This is a genomic window from Mesorhizobium sp. WSM4817 (assembly GCF_055811135.1).
The window spans coordinates 83,415-98,968 of record NZ_JBVVQQ010000014.1; the positions used below are offsets into that span (position 1 = coordinate 83,415).

Annotated in this window: 13 protein-coding genes; 3 read left to right on the top strand and 10 right to left on the bottom strand. The window is 62.1% G+C overall.

Annotation, left to right across the window (positions count from 1 at the left end):
* Positions 1 to 64: 64 nt before the first annotated feature.
* The 3 genes from AC0L2K_RS19850 (at position 65) to AC0L2K_RS19860 (ending at position 3,896) form a co-directional block, all read left to right on the top strand.
* Positions 65 to 313, top strand: a complete 249-nt coding sequence (locus AC0L2K_RS19850; RefSeq protein WP_473532107.1) for a hypothetical protein — start codon at positions 65 to 67, stop codon at positions 311 to 313.
* A gap of 216 nt (positions 314 to 529) precedes the next feature.
* Positions 530 to 1,546: a glycoside hydrolase family 25 protein gene (locus tag AC0L2K_RS19855; RefSeq protein WP_473532108.1), complete on the top strand. Its 1,017-nt coding sequence runs from the start codon at positions 530 to 532 to the stop codon at positions 1,544 to 1,546.
* 151 nt (positions 1,547 to 1,697) lie between these two features.
* Positions 1,698 to 3,896, top strand: a complete 2,199-nt coding sequence (locus tag AC0L2K_RS19860; RefSeq protein WP_473532109.1) for an esterase-like activity of phytase family protein — start codon at positions 1,698 to 1,700, stop codon at positions 3,894 to 3,896.
* 63 nt (positions 3,897 to 3,959) lie between these two features.
* Here the strand turns inward: AC0L2K_RS19860 and AC0L2K_RS19865 are convergent, their stop codons facing one another.
* The 10 genes from AC0L2K_RS19865 to AC0L2K_RS19910 form a co-directional block, all read right to left on the bottom strand.
* Entirely contained in the window at positions 3,960 to 4,166 is a 207-nt protein-coding gene (locus AC0L2K_RS19865; RefSeq protein WP_024504399.1) for a type II toxin-antitoxin system HicB family antitoxin, read from the bottom strand.
* A 4-nt stretch (positions 4,167 to 4,170) separates the two neighbouring features.
* Positions 4,171 to 4,371: a type II toxin-antitoxin system HicA family toxin gene (locus tag AC0L2K_RS19870; RefSeq protein WP_473516233.1), complete on the bottom strand. Its 201-nt coding sequence runs from the start codon at positions 4,369 to 4,371 to the stop codon at positions 4,171 to 4,173.
* A gap of 6 nt (positions 4,372 to 4,377) precedes the next feature.
* Entirely contained in the window at positions 4,378 to 8,145 is a 3,768-nt protein-coding gene (locus AC0L2K_RS19875; protein ID WP_473532110.1) for a vitamin B12-dependent ribonucleotide reductase, read from the bottom strand.
* Positions 8,146 to 8,872: 727 nt separating this feature from the next.
* Positions 8,873 to 9,361, bottom strand: coding sequence for an NUDIX hydrolase (locus AC0L2K_RS19880; RefSeq protein ID WP_128168492.1), 489 nt, complete (start codon positions 9,359 to 9,361; stop codon positions 8,873 to 8,875).
* A gap of 215 nt (positions 9,362 to 9,576) precedes the next feature.
* Entirely contained in the window at positions 9,577 to 10,077 is a 501-nt protein-coding gene (gpt, locus tag AC0L2K_RS19885) for a xanthine phosphoribosyltransferase (RefSeq protein ID WP_023798205.1), read from the bottom strand.
* 143 nt (positions 10,078 to 10,220) lie between these two features.
* Positions 10,221 to 11,054: a universal stress protein gene (locus AC0L2K_RS19890; protein ID WP_128168493.1), complete on the bottom strand. Its 834-nt coding sequence runs from the start codon at positions 11,052 to 11,054 to the stop codon at positions 10,221 to 10,223.
* Positions 11,055 to 11,254: 200 nt separating this feature from the next.
* On the bottom strand, positions 11,255 to 11,998 hold the full coding sequence (locus tag AC0L2K_RS19895) for a competence/damage-inducible protein A (RefSeq protein WP_473532111.1): 744 nt from the start codon (positions 11,996 to 11,998) through the stop codon (positions 11,255 to 11,257).
* A gap of 252 nt (positions 11,999 to 12,250) precedes the next feature.
* On the bottom strand, positions 12,251 to 13,150 hold the full coding sequence (locus AC0L2K_RS19900) for a carbohydrate ABC transporter permease (protein ID WP_128168495.1): 900 nt from the start codon (positions 13,148 to 13,150) through the stop codon (positions 12,251 to 12,253).
* A 1-nt stretch (position 13,151) separates the two neighbouring features.
* Positions 13,152 to 14,003 (bottom strand): carbohydrate ABC transporter permease, encoded by an 852-nt coding sequence (locus tag AC0L2K_RS19905; RefSeq protein WP_287062084.1) that lies wholly within the window; start codon positions 14,001 to 14,003, stop codon positions 13,152 to 13,154.
* Positions 14,004 to 14,209: 206 nt separating this feature from the next.
* Positions 14,210 to 15,535 (bottom strand): ABC transporter substrate-binding protein, encoded by a 1,326-nt coding sequence (locus AC0L2K_RS19910; protein WP_128168497.1) that lies wholly within the window; start codon positions 15,533 to 15,535, stop codon positions 14,210 to 14,212.
* Positions 15,536 to 15,554: the final 19 nt, after the last annotated feature.

The following is a 15,554-nucleotide window of genomic DNA, read 5'->3' on the forward strand; positions in this document are numbered from 1 at the left end:
CATTGGCGAGCCATCATTGCCGCCTATCTATTGCCTGCGGGTCGGCAGTCGAAGGAGGCGACAGATGAACGACAGAATTAACACCCTGGATGAGCTTTTGAGCGATCCGATGATCAAGCTGGTGATGGAGCGTGACCACGTGCAGCCGGCCGAGCTTCGCTCGCTGCTCGAAGAAAAGGTTCGCCGGGATGACGATGCGTCGGTCAATCCCGTCACCGATCGCCCAAACTCCGATCGCCTTGGCACCGACCGCTCCGTCCCGCCCGCTCATATGGTAGCCGAGAGCTGCCACAATCTATGGTTGTGCGGCTAAGCAGCGGCCTGGCGTCGGCGATCCTTCGCGCGCCTTCGGTCCTGCGGCGTTTCCAGGCTCTCACCGCTACGGTGATAGAGCGAGCGCCTTGCCCAGCCCCTCTGCCCTAACAATTTGATTCAAACTTTGTTGGTAATTTCTTGTTAGTAATCCGGACTGGTTTGTCCGGCGGCGTTGTCTTGCCATCGGTCTGTTGTGTTCTGCGTACAGGTCCAGATGCGGTTATCAGGCGTCGTCATCTTCTCGATCGCGTCACTTTGCCTTGCCGGCTGCACGTCCACGTCCGGCGTCGACGCGCTGCAAGTGCCGTCCAGCGAGACGACCAGCTCGGTTGTGCGGCCGCCCGCGCCGGTGGCGTCGGTCGGCGCTGCCGATGCTGAACCCGACTTCGCGCCGGAGGAGGCGACGGAGCAGACTGTGGCGATGGCCACTCCGGAGCCTGCCGAAAGCATCGAGCCACCCGTCGAGCCGATTGCCTTGGTGGCGCCGAAGCGGCTGGCACGGGCAGCACCGATCCTTGCCGAGCCGGTCCAGCGCCATCGTTTTCGTGACGCCAAGCCGATCAATTTCGGCAGGGCATCGCCCAGGCACCTGGCCGTTCACGGCGTCGACGTCTCGCGCTGGCAGGGCAACGTGAACTGGGCGAAGCTGCGCGCGCAGGGCGCGAACTTCGCCTACATCAAGGCGACCGACGGCGGCGATCACCTCGACCCGATGTTCAGGAAGAACTGGCGCAATGCCGACGCCGCCGGCCTCAAGCGCGGCGCCTATCACTTCTTCTACTGGTGCCGCACCGCTGGTGAGCAGGCCGACTGGTTCATCCGCAACGTGCCGAGGGTCGAGGGCGCCTTGCCGCCGGTGATCGATGTCGAGTGGAACGGCGAATCCAGCTGCAAGCGGCGGCCGTCGCGGCAGAAGGTGCTGGAGAAGATGCAGGTCTTCATGGACAAGCTCGAGCGCCACTACGGCCAGCGGCCCATCATCTACACCGCGCCTGATTTCTACCGCGACAATCTCAGAGGCGCATTTCTGGACTATCCATTCTGGCTGCGCGCGGTGGCGCAGCACCCGTCAAAGGTCTATCCCGGCCGCAAATGGGTGTTCTGGCAGTATTCCGGCTCCGGCCTGTCGCATGGGGTGAGGGGCCGCATCGACCTCAACGTCTTCCACGGCGACGAGAGAGCCTGGCGGAACTGGGTTGGTGGGCGGCAGATGGTGGCCGAGGCGGAGTAGGCGGCCGAACAAAGTGCCCATTTGCAGACCAGCATGAGGTGAATATCGACGGACCTGACCACCTGTCGCGGAAGTGTCGTCGATCCGTCATCGCATTGAAATGTCGTTCCCGCAAAGCAGGTGGCTTCCATTCGAACAGGAGACGCCACCCGTGCCCCGCCATTCCGCGCTTTTCGTCCTGACGGCAGCGCTTGCTGCCTCGGTTTCGCTGCCGGCCCATGCCGACATGATGTTCAACCGGGTCGCGAGCTTCGCAGTCGCCGGAAACCTGCCGGCGGACGTCGACAGGACCACGCCGACCTCGTCCGAGATCATCACGGCGAGCGAAGACGGCATGACGCTGGTTTATTCCGACAGCCCGCTCGGTGCGGTCGGCTTCATCGACATCGCCGATCCCAAGGCGCCCAAGGCCGGTGGCATCGTCAAGGTCGACGGCGAGCCGACCTCGGTTGTGGTCATCGGCGGCAAGGTGCTGGCCGGCGTCACCACGTCTCAGAGCAAAGCCCGGCCTTCGGGCAACCTCACCGTTATCGACCTTGCCTCCAAGGCGATCGAAAGCACCTGCGACCTCGGCGGCCAGCCGGACTCGCTGGCGTTCAGCAAGGACGGCAAGTTTTTGGCCATCGCCATCGAGAACGAGCGCGACGAGGAGCTGAACGACGGAGAAATTCCGCAGATGCCGGCCGGCGACCTCAGGATTTTCACGCTTGCAGAAGGCCAGCCTGATTGCGCGACGATGAAGACCGTCAACCTGGCGGGCATTGCCGAAGTCGCGGCGGAAGATCCGGAGCCGGAATTCGTCGCCTTCAACGAGGCCGGCGAGATCGCGGTCACGCTGCAGGAAAACAACTACATTGCCATCGTCAACGCCGAAACCGGCGCGATCGCCGCGCACTTTTCCGCAGGCTCCGCCACGCTGGACAAGATCGACACCAGGAAGAACGGCGCCTTGTCCTTCGATGGCAAGATCGAAAACGTCGCGCGCGAGCCCGACGCCGTGAAATGGCTCGACAATGACCGCCTCGCCGTCGCCAACGAAGGCGACTACAAGGGCGGCACGCGCAGCTTCACGATCTTCAGCAAGAAGGGCGAGGTCCTCTACGATTCCGGTCCGTCCTTCGAGTACCAGGTCGCCAATGCAGGCCATTATCCCGACGACCGCAACAAGAAGGGCGTCGAGCCGGAAGGTCTTGAGACCGGCACGTTCGACGAGGACAGGCTGCTGTTCGTCGCGTCCGAGCGTGGCTCCGTTGTCGGCGTCTACAAGGACACGGGTGCGGAGCCTCAGTTTGTGCAGATCCTGCCGTCCGGCATCGGCCCCGAAGGCCTGGTCGCGATCCCGTCGCGCAATCTCCTGGTCACCGCCAACGAGGCCGACCTGGTCGAGGACGGGCTCGCCCGCTCGCACGTGATGATCTACGACCGCTCCGAAGGCCCCGCCACTTACCCGATGATCACGGCAAAGCCCACGGCAGACGGCACGCCGCTCGGCTGGGGCGCGCTTTCGGCGCTCGCTGCCGGTGACACTGCCGGCAAGCTGTTCGCTGCCTCGGACTCGTTCTATGCCAACGCGCCATCGATCTTCGAGATCGATGCCACGCAGACGCCGGCGCTGATCACCGGCAAGACCATCGTCACGCGTGATGGCCATCCTGCACAGAAGCTCGACATCGAGGGTCTTGTCGCCGACGGTGAAGGCGGCTTCTGGCTGGCCAATGAAGGCGATCCGGCAAAGCTCGTCCCGCACGCCATCCTGCGCGTCGACGACAAGGGCGTGGTCAAGCAGGAAATTGGCTTCCCGATGGAACTGCTCGCCCACCAGAGCCGCTTCGGTCTCGAAGGCATCACCGCGATCGGCGAGGGCGACGACCTGACGCTGGTAATGGCCGTGCAGCGCGAATGGGTCGACGATCCGAAGGGCCAGGTCAAGCTTTTGGCCTACAAGCCGAAGGCCAAGGAATGGTCGGCGGTGCGCTATCCGCTCGAAGCGACCGAAGCCGGCTGGATGGGCCTGTCGGAGATCACCACGCATGACGGCAAGCTCTACATCCTCGAACGCGACAACCAGATCGGCGACCTGGCCAAGGTGAAGCGCATCTATTCGGTGGCGCTCGACGCCTTCAAGCCTGCCAAGCTCGGCGGCAAACTGCCGGTAGTCGAAAAGACGCTGGTGCGCGACATCATCGGGGACCTGAAATCAGCCACCAACGGCTATGTCATCGACAAGGTCGAAGGTTTCACCCTCGACAAGAACGGCGATATCTTCGTCGCCACGGACAATGACGGCGTCGATGATTCTTCCGGCGAAACGCTGTTTTTACGCCTGGGCAACATCAGCGCGGTGAACTGAGGCTGGAGCAGTTCTCCCTTCTCCCCTCGTGGGCCCACAAGGGGAGAAGGGAAGGCCCGGTTGTTACGCCTCTACATATTCCGCCAGGCTCACACCTTTGGGCACATCCAGCCCATCGGCACGCAAGCCTTCGATATGAAAGCGTATAGCGTCGCGAATTTCGGTTTCCACCTCAGGCACCGTCGCACCGGTCGCGATGCAGCCAGGCAGGTCCGGCACGTAAGCGGAAAAATTGTTTCCGGCTTTTTCGATCACCACCGCGTAACGCATGTCATCACTCCTTTAAACCGGACTGCTTGAGGATGCTATTCAGTGTTCCCGGTGCAACCTCGTCAGACGGCTTGCCGGCCACCGTGACGCGGCCGGCTTTGATTTCATGCTTATATTGGCGATGACTGCCTTTAGTTGCAACCAGATACCAGCCGTCGGTTTCCAGCAGGCGAATGACTTCGCGGACCGTAAGCCGAGGCGGCATCGGTCCTCAGCTACACCCGCTCGTCGAGCCACAGGTATCGCACTTCTCACACGTGCCGTTCCGCACCATCGTAAAATTGTGGCATTCGGAGCATTCGTTGCCGGTGTAGCCCTGCATCAGGGATTGCTGACGCCTTGTAGCGGCAAGCGCCTTGGCCTCGGCAGCTTCTTTTGCGGCATCGTCGGTGAACAGCCCAGTCGGGTCGGTTGCCTCCTCGTAGACGATGTCCTCGACCAGTTCCTTCGCCCGCTCCTCGTAGTCGCGCTTATAGGCGATCGCTTCGTCGCTGGCCGGCTTCAGCGCCAGCACGTTGGAGCCCGAGAACGCGGTCGGCACCGAGCGAGTGGGGGCGGGAGAGGGACTTGAACCGCCAAAGCCCTTGGGGTCGGCACCCATGCCCGACACCAGCTTGACCGGGGAGATGCCGCGGGTCAGCCCCTTCGAGAACGGCGTCGCCTTGCCTTCGTTGATGCCGCGGCCGAGTGCGGTCTTGTCGAAATCCGACTGGTCGACATGGGCGAGGTCGTGACGGGCAAGATAGGACACGGCAAGCTCACGGAACACGTAGTCGAGGATCGACGTGGCGTTCTTGATCGCGTCGTTGCCCTGCACCATGCCGGCCGGCTCGAATTTGGTGAAGGTGAAGGCTTCGACATATTCCTCGAGCGGCACGCCATATTGCAGGCCGAGCGAGATGGCGATGGCGAAGTTGTTCATCATCGCCCGGAAGGCCGCACCTTCCTTGTGCATGTCGATGAAGATCTCGCCGAGACGGCCGTCGTCGAATTCGCCGGTGCGCAGATAGACCTTGTGGCCGCCGACGACCGCTTTCTGGGTATAGCCCTTGCGGCGGTTCGGCAGCTTTTCGCGGTCGCGATAAAGGCGTTCGACGACGCGTTCGACGATCTTTTCGGTCACCTGCACGGCGCGCTGTGAAGCAGGTGCTGCGATCAGCTGCTCGACGGCATCGTCCTCGTCGTCTTCGACGTCGGCAAGCAGCGAGGCATTGAGCGGCTGCGAGAGTTTCGAGCCGTCGCGATAGAGCGCGTTGGCCTTCAGCGCCAGCTTCCACGACAGCATGTAGGCGCCCTTGGCGTCTTCCACCGTCGCGTCGTTCGGCATGTTGATGGTCTTGGAAATGGCGCCGGAGATGAACGGCTGCGCCGCCGCCATCATCTGGATGTGGCTGTTGATCGACAGTGAACGCTTACCGATCTTGCCGCACGGGCTGGCGCAGTCGAACACCGGCAGATGTTGGTCTTTCAGAAATGGTGCTCCCTCGAGGGTCATCGCCCCGCAGACATGGATGTTGGCGGCCTCGATGTCCTTCTTCGAGAAGCCGAGCGCCGGCAGCATCTCGAACGAGAAATCGTTGAGCTGCTCGTCGGTGAAGCCAAACGTCTCCTTCACCCAATCGGCACCCAGCGTCCACTGGTTGAAGACGAACTTGATGTCGAAGGCCGACTTCAACGCCGCATTGAGCGCTGCGATCTTGTCGTCGGTAAAACCCTTTGCCCTAAGCGAGCCTGGGTTGATGGCAGGCGCCTGGTTCAGATTGCCGTGGCCGACCGCATAGGCCTCGATCTCGGCGATCTGGCTTTCCAAATAGCCGAGCGTGCGCAGCGCTTCAGGGACGGCGCGGTTGATGATCTTGAAATAGCCGCCGCCGGCCAGCTTCTTGAATTTGACCAGCGCGAAGTCGGGCTCGATACCGGTGGTGTCGCAATCCATGACCAGGCCGATCGTGCCGGTCGGCGCGATCACGGTCGCCTGCGCATTGCGGTAGCCATGCTCCTCGCCGAGCTCGATGGCGCGGTCCCAGGCAGCCTTGGCATGGGCGGCAAGCTCCGGCTGCTTCAGGTCGGAGGCGACCAGCGGCACCGGGTTGACGGCGAGTTTCTCGTAGCCGTCCTTGTCGCCATAGGCGGCTCGGCGATGGTTGCGCATGACACGCAGCATGTTCTGGGCATTGCGGTCGTAATCGGGGAAGGCGCCGAGCTCGGCGGCCATTTCGGCCGAGGTGGCATAGGCGGTGCCGGTCATGATGGCGGTGAGTGCTGCGCAGATGGCGCGGCCCTCGTCGGAATCATAGGGAATGCCCGAGGTCATCAGCAGGCCGCCAATATTGGCGTAGCCGAGGCCGAGCGTGCGGTATTCGTAGGAGAGCTTGGCGATCTCCTTCGACGGGAACTGCGCCATCATGACGGAAATTTCCAGCACCATGGTCCACAGCCGAACCGTGTGCTCGTAGGCAGCGATGTCGATGGTGCCGTCGGCGTTGCGATAGGGCAGCAGGTTGATCGAGGCCAGGTTGCAGGCGGTGTCGTCGAGGAACATGTATTCCGAGCACGGGTTGGACGCCCGGATCGCACCGGCCGCGGCGCAGGTGTGCCAGTCGTTCATCGTCGTGTTGAAGTGCAGGCCCGGGTCGGCCGACGCCCAGGCGGCATAGCCGATCTTCTCCCACAGATCCCTGGCCTTCAGCGTCTTCATCACCTTGCCGTCCTTGCGGGCGGTGAGATGCCAGTCGCCGTCCTGCTCTACGGCGCGCAGGAAATCGTCCTTCAGCGAGACCGAATTGTTGGAGTTCTGACCCGAAACGGTGAGGTAGGCGTCCGAATCCCAGTCGGTGTCGTAGGTCTTGAACGACATCGAGGTGTAGCCCTGTCTGGCAAACTGGATGACGCGGTAGATATAGTTCTCCGGCACCCCGTCCTTCTTGGCCAGCTTGATCTCACGCTTCAGCGCGGTGTTGATCGCCGGGTCGAAGCAATCGTCGTCCTGGCCTTCGCAGTTGATGCAGGCCTTCATGATCGCTTCGAGGTGCTTCTTGACGATCTTCGAGCCGGTGACCAGCGAAGCGACCTTCTGCTCCTCATTGACCTTCCAGTCGATGAACTCCTCGATATCGGGATGGTCGGCGTCGACGATGACCATCTTTGCAGCGCGGCGCGTCGTGCCGCCCGACTTGATGGCGCCCGCCGCGCGGTCGCCGATCTTGAGGAAGCTCATCAGGCCGGACGAGCGGCCGCCGCCGGACAGTTTTTCGCCTTCGCCGCGCAGGAACGAGAAGTTGGAGCCGGTGCCGGAGCCGTATTTGAACAGCCGCGCTTCACGCACCCACAAATCCATGATGCCGCCTTCGTTGACGAGATCGTCCTGCACGCCCTGGATGAAGCAGGCATGCGGCTGCGGATGCTCGTAGGAAGACTTCGACTTGGTCAGCTTGCCGGTGAACGGGTCGACATAGAAGTGGCCCTGGCTCGGGCCGTCGATGCCGTAGGCCCAGTGCAGGCCGGTGTTGAACCATTGCGGCGAATTCGGCGCAACGCGCTGGGTGGCCAGCATATAGGCGATCTCGTCGCGGAAGGCGCGCGCGTCTTCCTCCGACTTGAAGTAGCCGCCCTTCCACCCCCAATAGGTCCAGGTGCCGGCGAGGCGGTCGAAGACCTGGCGGGCGTCGATCTCGGAGCCGTAGCGCTCGGCCTCCGGCAGCTTTGCCAACTCGGCCTCGTCGGCGACGGAGCGCCACAGGAAGGAGGGAACGTCGTTCTCCTCGACCTTCTTCAGCCGTGCCGGCACGCCGGCCTTGCGGAAATACTTCTGCGCCAGGATGTCGGCGGCAACCTGGCTGAACTGCGCCGGCACATCGATATTGTCCAAGCGGAACACCACCGAGCCATCCGGATTCTTGATCTCCGAAAGCGCCTTGCGGAATTCGATCTCCGAATAAGCAGACTGCCCTTGCTTGGTGAAACGACGCTCGATGCGCATTGGTCCTATCCCTTTGTGTCTAGATATAGCGACTTTCCCAGAGGATTTCTGCCCCCATTGCGAAACGCGCATGTCCGCCGTCTGCCGGCGTTCGAAAACAGCCGGCTCCTTTTCACGAGGCTCCGCCCGCCCTGCTGGTCGAACTCCTTGCGAAGTAGTCGTCCAACGCGCCGACGGACCCTGCGGGTCCCTCAAGACTGAAACTTTTTTGCGACTCCCTCAATCGAGGGAACTTCACACTATCTAGCGTCGAACCTACCTGCAAACACTAAATATAGTATTAACAGACAATTTATTCCAGTCCGACATTTTTCCCTTTCGTCCCCAAAAAACCCCAAAATCCCGACGCCTCCGCCGGCCCCGTAGCCAGGGCGGAAATGCGGCCAAACGCACATAATCCGGGAAAAAAGACCGGGCTCAAAACTTTCCGGTCGCGCTCTCAACAGGAGCGCATGACCTATAAAAGGCGACTCGTTTTGCGCCGTCAAGGATTCGTTTGCGTAGCTTTTGTGACCCCAACATCTTGTGTGTCACATATGTGGATAACGGGGATAGAAGTGGGCGCAGGATTTTCGATTTTACCACGTTCAGGCCATCAGCCGGACAACGCATGCCAAAGCTGGAGTGGCCAAATCGATTTTCTTTGCCAAGAACATCGCCGGTGATGCGCGGCTTTGGCCGGTGAGTCTATGCTTGCTGCGGCTTTGGCCGGTGAGTCTATGCTTGCTCAGGAGAACTGGTGCGGGTCGGCACAGAAATAGGCGATGATCTGGCCAAGATCCGGCTCGTTGACCATGCGCACAGCCTCGGCGGGACTGACCCATTTTCGGATGCGCGAGCGCTTTTCCTTCCACCGGTCGGCGATCTTGTCGACCCGCAGCGGAAACACCAGGACTTCACAAGGCACTTCCTCGCCGGAAGCCAATGCCTTGGCATAGAAGTAGCGGCCGGCTTCGTGGTGGGAGACCGTGCCGCGCAGTCCGGCTTCCTCGCCGGCCTCGCGCGCCGCCGCTTCGCAAAGCAGTTCCTTGGCCTCAGGCCAGCCCTTGGGAAGCACCCAGCGACCGGTATCGCGGCTGGTGATCAGCATGATCTCGACGCCATGCCCGGTATCGCGCCAGGGCAATGCTGCAACCTGCAGGCGGCACGGCGCTGCGCCGAAGAGCCGCTGGACCCTTTCGGCCAAATGGTTGTGCGTTACTGGCCTCGTCAACATCGTAGAAGCTTGCCCCAGCCTCCAGAATCACTTGTCGTCTCGTGAATCTTACGGCTAATCATAAGCAATAAAAGTAAAAAACCTCATACGCACGAGTTAACCACACACGAGACGTCGATTCAGGAATATCGTGCGCCGCGGCACTCTTTCAAGAAGTGCTCGCCGGCAAGCAGTGCCCGCCGGCATGTCCCGGAAGAAAAAGCAGCTGCCGCGAATCAGCCGGCGTGGTCGTCGGCGATCGGCTTCTGATAGGTGAAGCCCATATCCCACGGGAAATAGATCCAGGTGTCCTGGCTGACCTCGGTGACGAAGGTGTCGACCAGCGGCCTGCCTTTCGGCTTGGCGTAGACGGTGGCGAAATGCGCCTTGGGCATCATGGCGCGGACGATGCCCGCGGTCTTGCCGGTGTCGGTGAGGTCGTCGATGATCAATACGCCGGCCCCGTCATCGGCGAGCAGTGCCGGCGTGACCTCCTTCAGCACCTGCAACTGCCCCTGGCTGGCATAGTCGTGATAGGAGGCGACGCAAACCGTCTCGATGACCCGGATGCCGAGTTCACGCGAGATGATGGCGGCCGGTACCAGGCCGCCGCGGGTGATGCAGACGATCGCCTTCCATTGGCCTTTGTTGGCGCCGGCAAGCCGCCAGGCGAGCGCACGCGCGTCGCGGTGGAACTGATCCCAGGAGACGGGAAAGGCCTTTTCGGGAAGGGACATTTTTCGCGCACTCCGCAGCGCGCGAAAACGCGCGCAGACACTTGAAGGAACGCGCGGAATTAACTGGAAAGCCTTGGCCCTGGCAAGGGCGGCGGCAGGCGATCCCTGTGGACTTGCCGCCTGTGGACTTGCCGCTTGTCGATTTACCGCGACAGGAAAGCTGCCACCGGCAGGGTGCGCAGCACCGTGCGGGTGACACCGCCGAACAGAAGCTGGCGCAGCCAGGAATGGCTGTAGGCGCCGAGCACGAGCAGGTCGGCGCCAGTTTCGGCAACCCTGGTCTGGAGCACCTCGTCGACCGAGTGGCCGGCCGATTGCAGCACCGAGACGCTGACCGTGGCGCCATGCCTGGACAGGGCGGCGGCGATTTCGGCGCCGGCCGCCTCCGGGGCCTCGTCGAGCGTGTCCGGCGGGTCGATAACGACAATATCGGTTTGTTCGGCCTCGATGATGAAGGGCAGGGCGTCGAACGCGGCGCGCGCCGCTTCCTTGCTGCCGTTCCAGGCGAGCAGCACATGCTTGAAGCTGGTGATCAGCGGGCCTGAGTGCGGCACGACCAGCACCGGCCGGCCGGCGTCATAGACCAGCGTGTCGACATCGGCGTTTTGATCGCCGCCCGTCTCGCGCTGCGCGGCGATGATCAGGTCCGCGGTGCGAACGGTCGGGATGCCGGTCAGCGCGCTGTCTCCTGAAAAGCTCTCGAGGCTGCGCCACTCGAAGGACAGGCCGGACTCTTCGACATGCCGGAGGAAAACCGCCCGCAATTTTTCAGCGCGTTCCTTGTTCATGTCGGCCGAAACCTGCAGGAACTCGGTGTCGGGAAAGCCGGTGGCCGAGGTGTAGGGGACCGGAAGCGCTTCGGCATGAATGCCGATGAGATGGCTCTCGAACTTGTCGGCAAGCGGGACGGCGCATTCGAGCACGCGCTCCGCGTCCTGTTCGTTCTGCAGTATGGCGACGATGGTCTTGAATCGCATGGCAACCCCTCAATTCGCGGGCGAGCGAACTCGCCCGCATGAAACGTTACAGCACTATGCTTGGTTCCGGTTAGCCCGGATATGGCCTAATGTATGTCGCCCAAAAGCATGCCCTCGGGCGCGTGGTGCGCAGCGGTTTGGGGCACCATGAGACAAGAAGGCGCGTCGCATGAATCCTCTCAGGCGCGACGCGCTTTGGATCAGTTGGCCGCGCTGGCGAGCCCTGCGACCATCGCTTCGACGTCGGCGCGGGCGGCGTCCAGCGCTTGCTGGCTGCGGGCACGGACGACCAGCTCGGTCCAGAACTTGCCGTCGCTGTATTTCGGGTAGGAGCCGATGATTGTGTCCGGATGCGCCCTCTGGATCTCGCCCAGCGGTCCGCCGACCAGGCCTTCGCCGAACGGACAGTGCACCGTGGCCGACAGCATTTTGGTGCCGGCCTGCAGCGTCGGCACGACATTGTCGAGCATCGCCTGGAAAATCGCCGGCACGCCGGCCATGACATGGACGTTGCCGATGCGAAAGCCCGGCGCGATCGACACCGGATTGTCGATATGGTCGGCACCGCGCGGCATCCGCGCCATGCGCTTGCGCGCCTCGGTGTATTCGATGCCGCGCGCGGCGTAGCTCGCTTCCAGCATCGCATAGGCTTTGGCGTCGTATTCGCAGGGCACGCCGAAGGCCTTGGCAATGGCATCCGCGGTGATGTCGTCATGCGTCGGACCGATGCCGCCGGTGGTGAAGAGGTAGGTATAGCGGGCACGCAAGGCATTCACCGCGGCGACGATCTCGTCTTCCTCGTCGGCAACGATGCGCACCTCCTTCAGGTCGATGCCGATCGCCGTCATGATGTCGGCGAGGTGGCCGATATTCTTGTCCTTGGTGCGGCCGGACAGAATCTCGTCGCCGATGACGAGCATGGCAGCGGTGACGATTTCGGGCATCGGGAGGCTCCGCAGAAGGTCAGTTGAGGCAGGCAGGTCGCCTGAGATAACGCGGCGGATGGTTGGCGGCAATGCGCCTCTTCTTCCTTCTCCCCTTGTGGGAGAAGGTGGATTGGCGCGCAGCGCCAAGACGGTTGAGGGGTGTTGGACGGAACGCTGTTGGTGCCAAGCTGGAACACCCCTCATCCGACCTCGCTTCGCGAGGCCACCTTCTCCCACAAGGGGAGAAGGGAGAAGGCGCCCCGCAGGGCGCTATTCCTTCACCGCTCCGGTCATCGAGGAAACGTAGTGCTCGACGAAGAACGAATAGAGCACCACCACCGGCAGCGAGCCGATCAGGGCTCCGGCCATCAGCGCTCCCCATTCATAGACGTCGGAGCGGACAAGCTCGGTGAGCACCCCGACCGGCACAGTTTTGTTTTCCGACGACTGGATGAACGTCAGCGCATAGATGAATTCGTTCCATGACAGGGTGAATGCGAAGATGCCGGCCGAAATCAGGCCGGGCACCGACAGCGGCAGCACGATCTTCATGAGGATCTGCCAGCGGCTCGCCCCGTCGATGAGCGCGCATTCTTCCAGTTCGAACGGGATCGAGCGGAAGTAACCCATCAGCAGCCAGGTGCAGAAAGGGATCAGGAAGGTCGGGTAGGTCAGGATGAGCGCGAACGGGGTGTCGAAAAGCCCAAGGTTGAACACCATCACCGACAGCGGGATGAACAGGATCGAGGGCGGCACGAGATAGGCGAGGAAGATCGCGAGCCCGACGTGCCGCGCTCCCGAAAACCGCAGCCGTTCGATCGCATAGGCCGCGAACACCGCAGCCAGCAGCGACAGGAATGTGGCGGCGGTGGAGATGATGATCGTGTTGAGCAGCCAGCCCGGATAGGACGTGTCGAACAAGAGATAGCGGATGTGCTCGAATGTCGGATGCACGACCCAGAACGGATTGAAATTGGCGTAGTCGGTCATCTCGTGATTGGGCTTGATCGCCGTGATCGTCATCCAGTAGAACGGGAACAACAGCACGATGACGAACACCAGCAACGGCAGATAGACTGTCACCACGCGCCGCGGCAGGCTCTGAAGATAGCCCATGCCGCCTTCGTCGAGTTCCTGCCGTTTCGTTTTCTTGATCGCGGTCTCAGCCATGTCAGTCTCCTCCGCCCTGCTGCCATTTGCGGCGTTGCAGGCCGAAATAGCTGAACAGGATCGCCGCAAGCAGGAACGGGATCATGGCGACCGCGATGGCGGCGCCCTCGCCAAGCTGGCCTCCCGAAATGCCGCGCTGAAACGACAATGTCGCCATCAGATGGGTGGCATTGACCGGTCCGCCGCGGGTCAGCACATAGATCAGCTGGAAATCGGTGAAGGTGAACAGCACCGAAAACGTCATGGTGATGGCGATGATCGGCGTCAGCAGCGGCAGCGTCACAAAACGGAACAATTGCCAGCGACTGGCGCCGTCGAGCGTGGCGGCCTCGTAAAGCGACTGCGGTATCGTTTGCAAGCCGGCAAGCAGCGTGATGGCGACGAACGGAATGCCGCGCCAGACATTGGCGGCGATGACCGAAGCGCGCGCGTTCTCCGGATCGCCGAGGAAATTGATGCGATGGTCGATCAGGCCCATTTCCATAAGTGCCCAGGACAGGATGGAGAACTGCGAATCGTAGATCCACCAGAAGGCGATGGCCGACAGCACCGTCGGCACCACAAACGGCAGCAGGATGATCGCGCGGAAGAACGATTTGATGGGAAGGTTCTGATTGAGAATGAGCGCCAGCCAGAGACCGAGCGCGAACTTCAGGATCGAGGCGCTTATCGTGTAGAGCAAGGTGTTGAAGACGGAGAGCCAGAAGACGGCGTCATCCGACAGATATTGGTAGTTTTCGATGCCTATGAAGATACCGGGGCGACCGATGCGGGTATCCGTGAAGCCGAGCCAGACCCCGAGCCCGAGCGGATAGGTGAGGAAGACCAGCAGCAGCGCTGCCGCCGGCAGCATGAAGCCGAAGCTAAGCGCGTTCCGGCTGTCGGCCAGGAGCGACAGGCTCCGCGACAGGATCGACGGACGCGGCTGAACGGCAGCGGACGACACGGCCATGGGACGGCTCCTCATAGGGTCTAGTGGCATGGTGGCCTGAGTGGCGGCCACGCGATTTCAGAAACCAGACCGGGCAGCGCGGTCGCGGCTGCCCGGCTGCGCTGCGATCAAACGCGATAGTAGCGGTTGGCGCGTTTCTCCGCCTCTTCCATCGCCTCCTGCGGCGTCGCCTGGCCCGTCACCGCCTTGGCGAACATGTCGACCAGGACATAGTCGGCCATGGTCGCCGCCGAAGCGTAGCCGAGCGGCCCGGCATAACCGTTGGGACGCAGCGTCGCAGAGGCCTTGGCGTAAGCGGCATTGTTCGGGTCGGCCGTCCACACAGGATTGTTCTCGAAGGCTTTGAGTGTCTGGCAGCAATAGCCGGCGGAGGAGGTGATCCACTCTGCCATTTGCTGTTCCTCGAACATGAACTGCAGATAGGCCTTGGCCGCGTTGGGGTAGGGCGTGTAGTCGAAGATCACGGCCGTGGTCACCTGGAACAGCTCGACCGATTTTCCGACAGGACCGATCGGCAGGCTGGTCGTGCGCATGTCCTTGGCGATTTCAGCCAGTTTCGGATCATTGTCCTTGTTGGTCTTGGCCGTGTTATACACGGAAATGCCGTTGGCGATGACGCCCAGTTCGCCGGCCAGGAAGGCGCGGTTGTTGTTCACGTCGAGCCAGCTTTCGGTGCCGGGGATGAAGGTCTTGTAGAGTTCCTGGGCGTATTCGATCGCCTTGAGCGTCTCGGGGCTGTTGATCGTCACCTTTCCGCTCTCGTCGACCATCTGGCCGCCATGGCTCCAAAGCAGCCAGTGAGCATAGTTGTTGCCGTCGCCGACGCCATGGCCGTGCGTGAAGCCGGCCGGATGGCCCTTCGCCTGCAAGGCCTTGCAAAGCTCGAGGAAGCCCGCCGTGTCCTTCGGAAACTCCGAGAAGCCGGCCTCCTTCACCCAGCTTTCCCGATAGACGATGGCATTGCCGATGGTGGCCAGGGGCAGGCCGAGGAATTTTCCCTCCCGCGTCGCATATTGCTTTGGTCCGTCGTGCCAGCCGCCATATTTCGTGCCGAGATACTCACCCAGTTCCGACACGTCGTGCAGCTTGTCGGGGTACTGGTGCGGGTCGTCGAACCAGACCAGCATCAGATCTGGACCGGAGCCGACATTGGCGGCAACCGCCGCCTTGGGGCGAATGTCCTCCCAGCTTTCCTTGTCGACGCGGACCTCGACGCCTGTCGCCTCGGAGAACCGCTTGGTGTTGGCCAGCCATTGGTCTTCATCGCCCTGAACGAACGGCGACCAGCGCAGCATGCGCAGCTTTGCGCCATCTTCGGGCTTGTACGTCAACCCCTCCTGGGCAAAGGCGGAAGAGCCGACGAAGCGGCTTCCCAAGGCTCCCGCCGCCACGCCGGCGGTCGTGCGAATCACGTCACGTCTGGTGAATTTCATGCTCGTTTCCTCCTGTTTA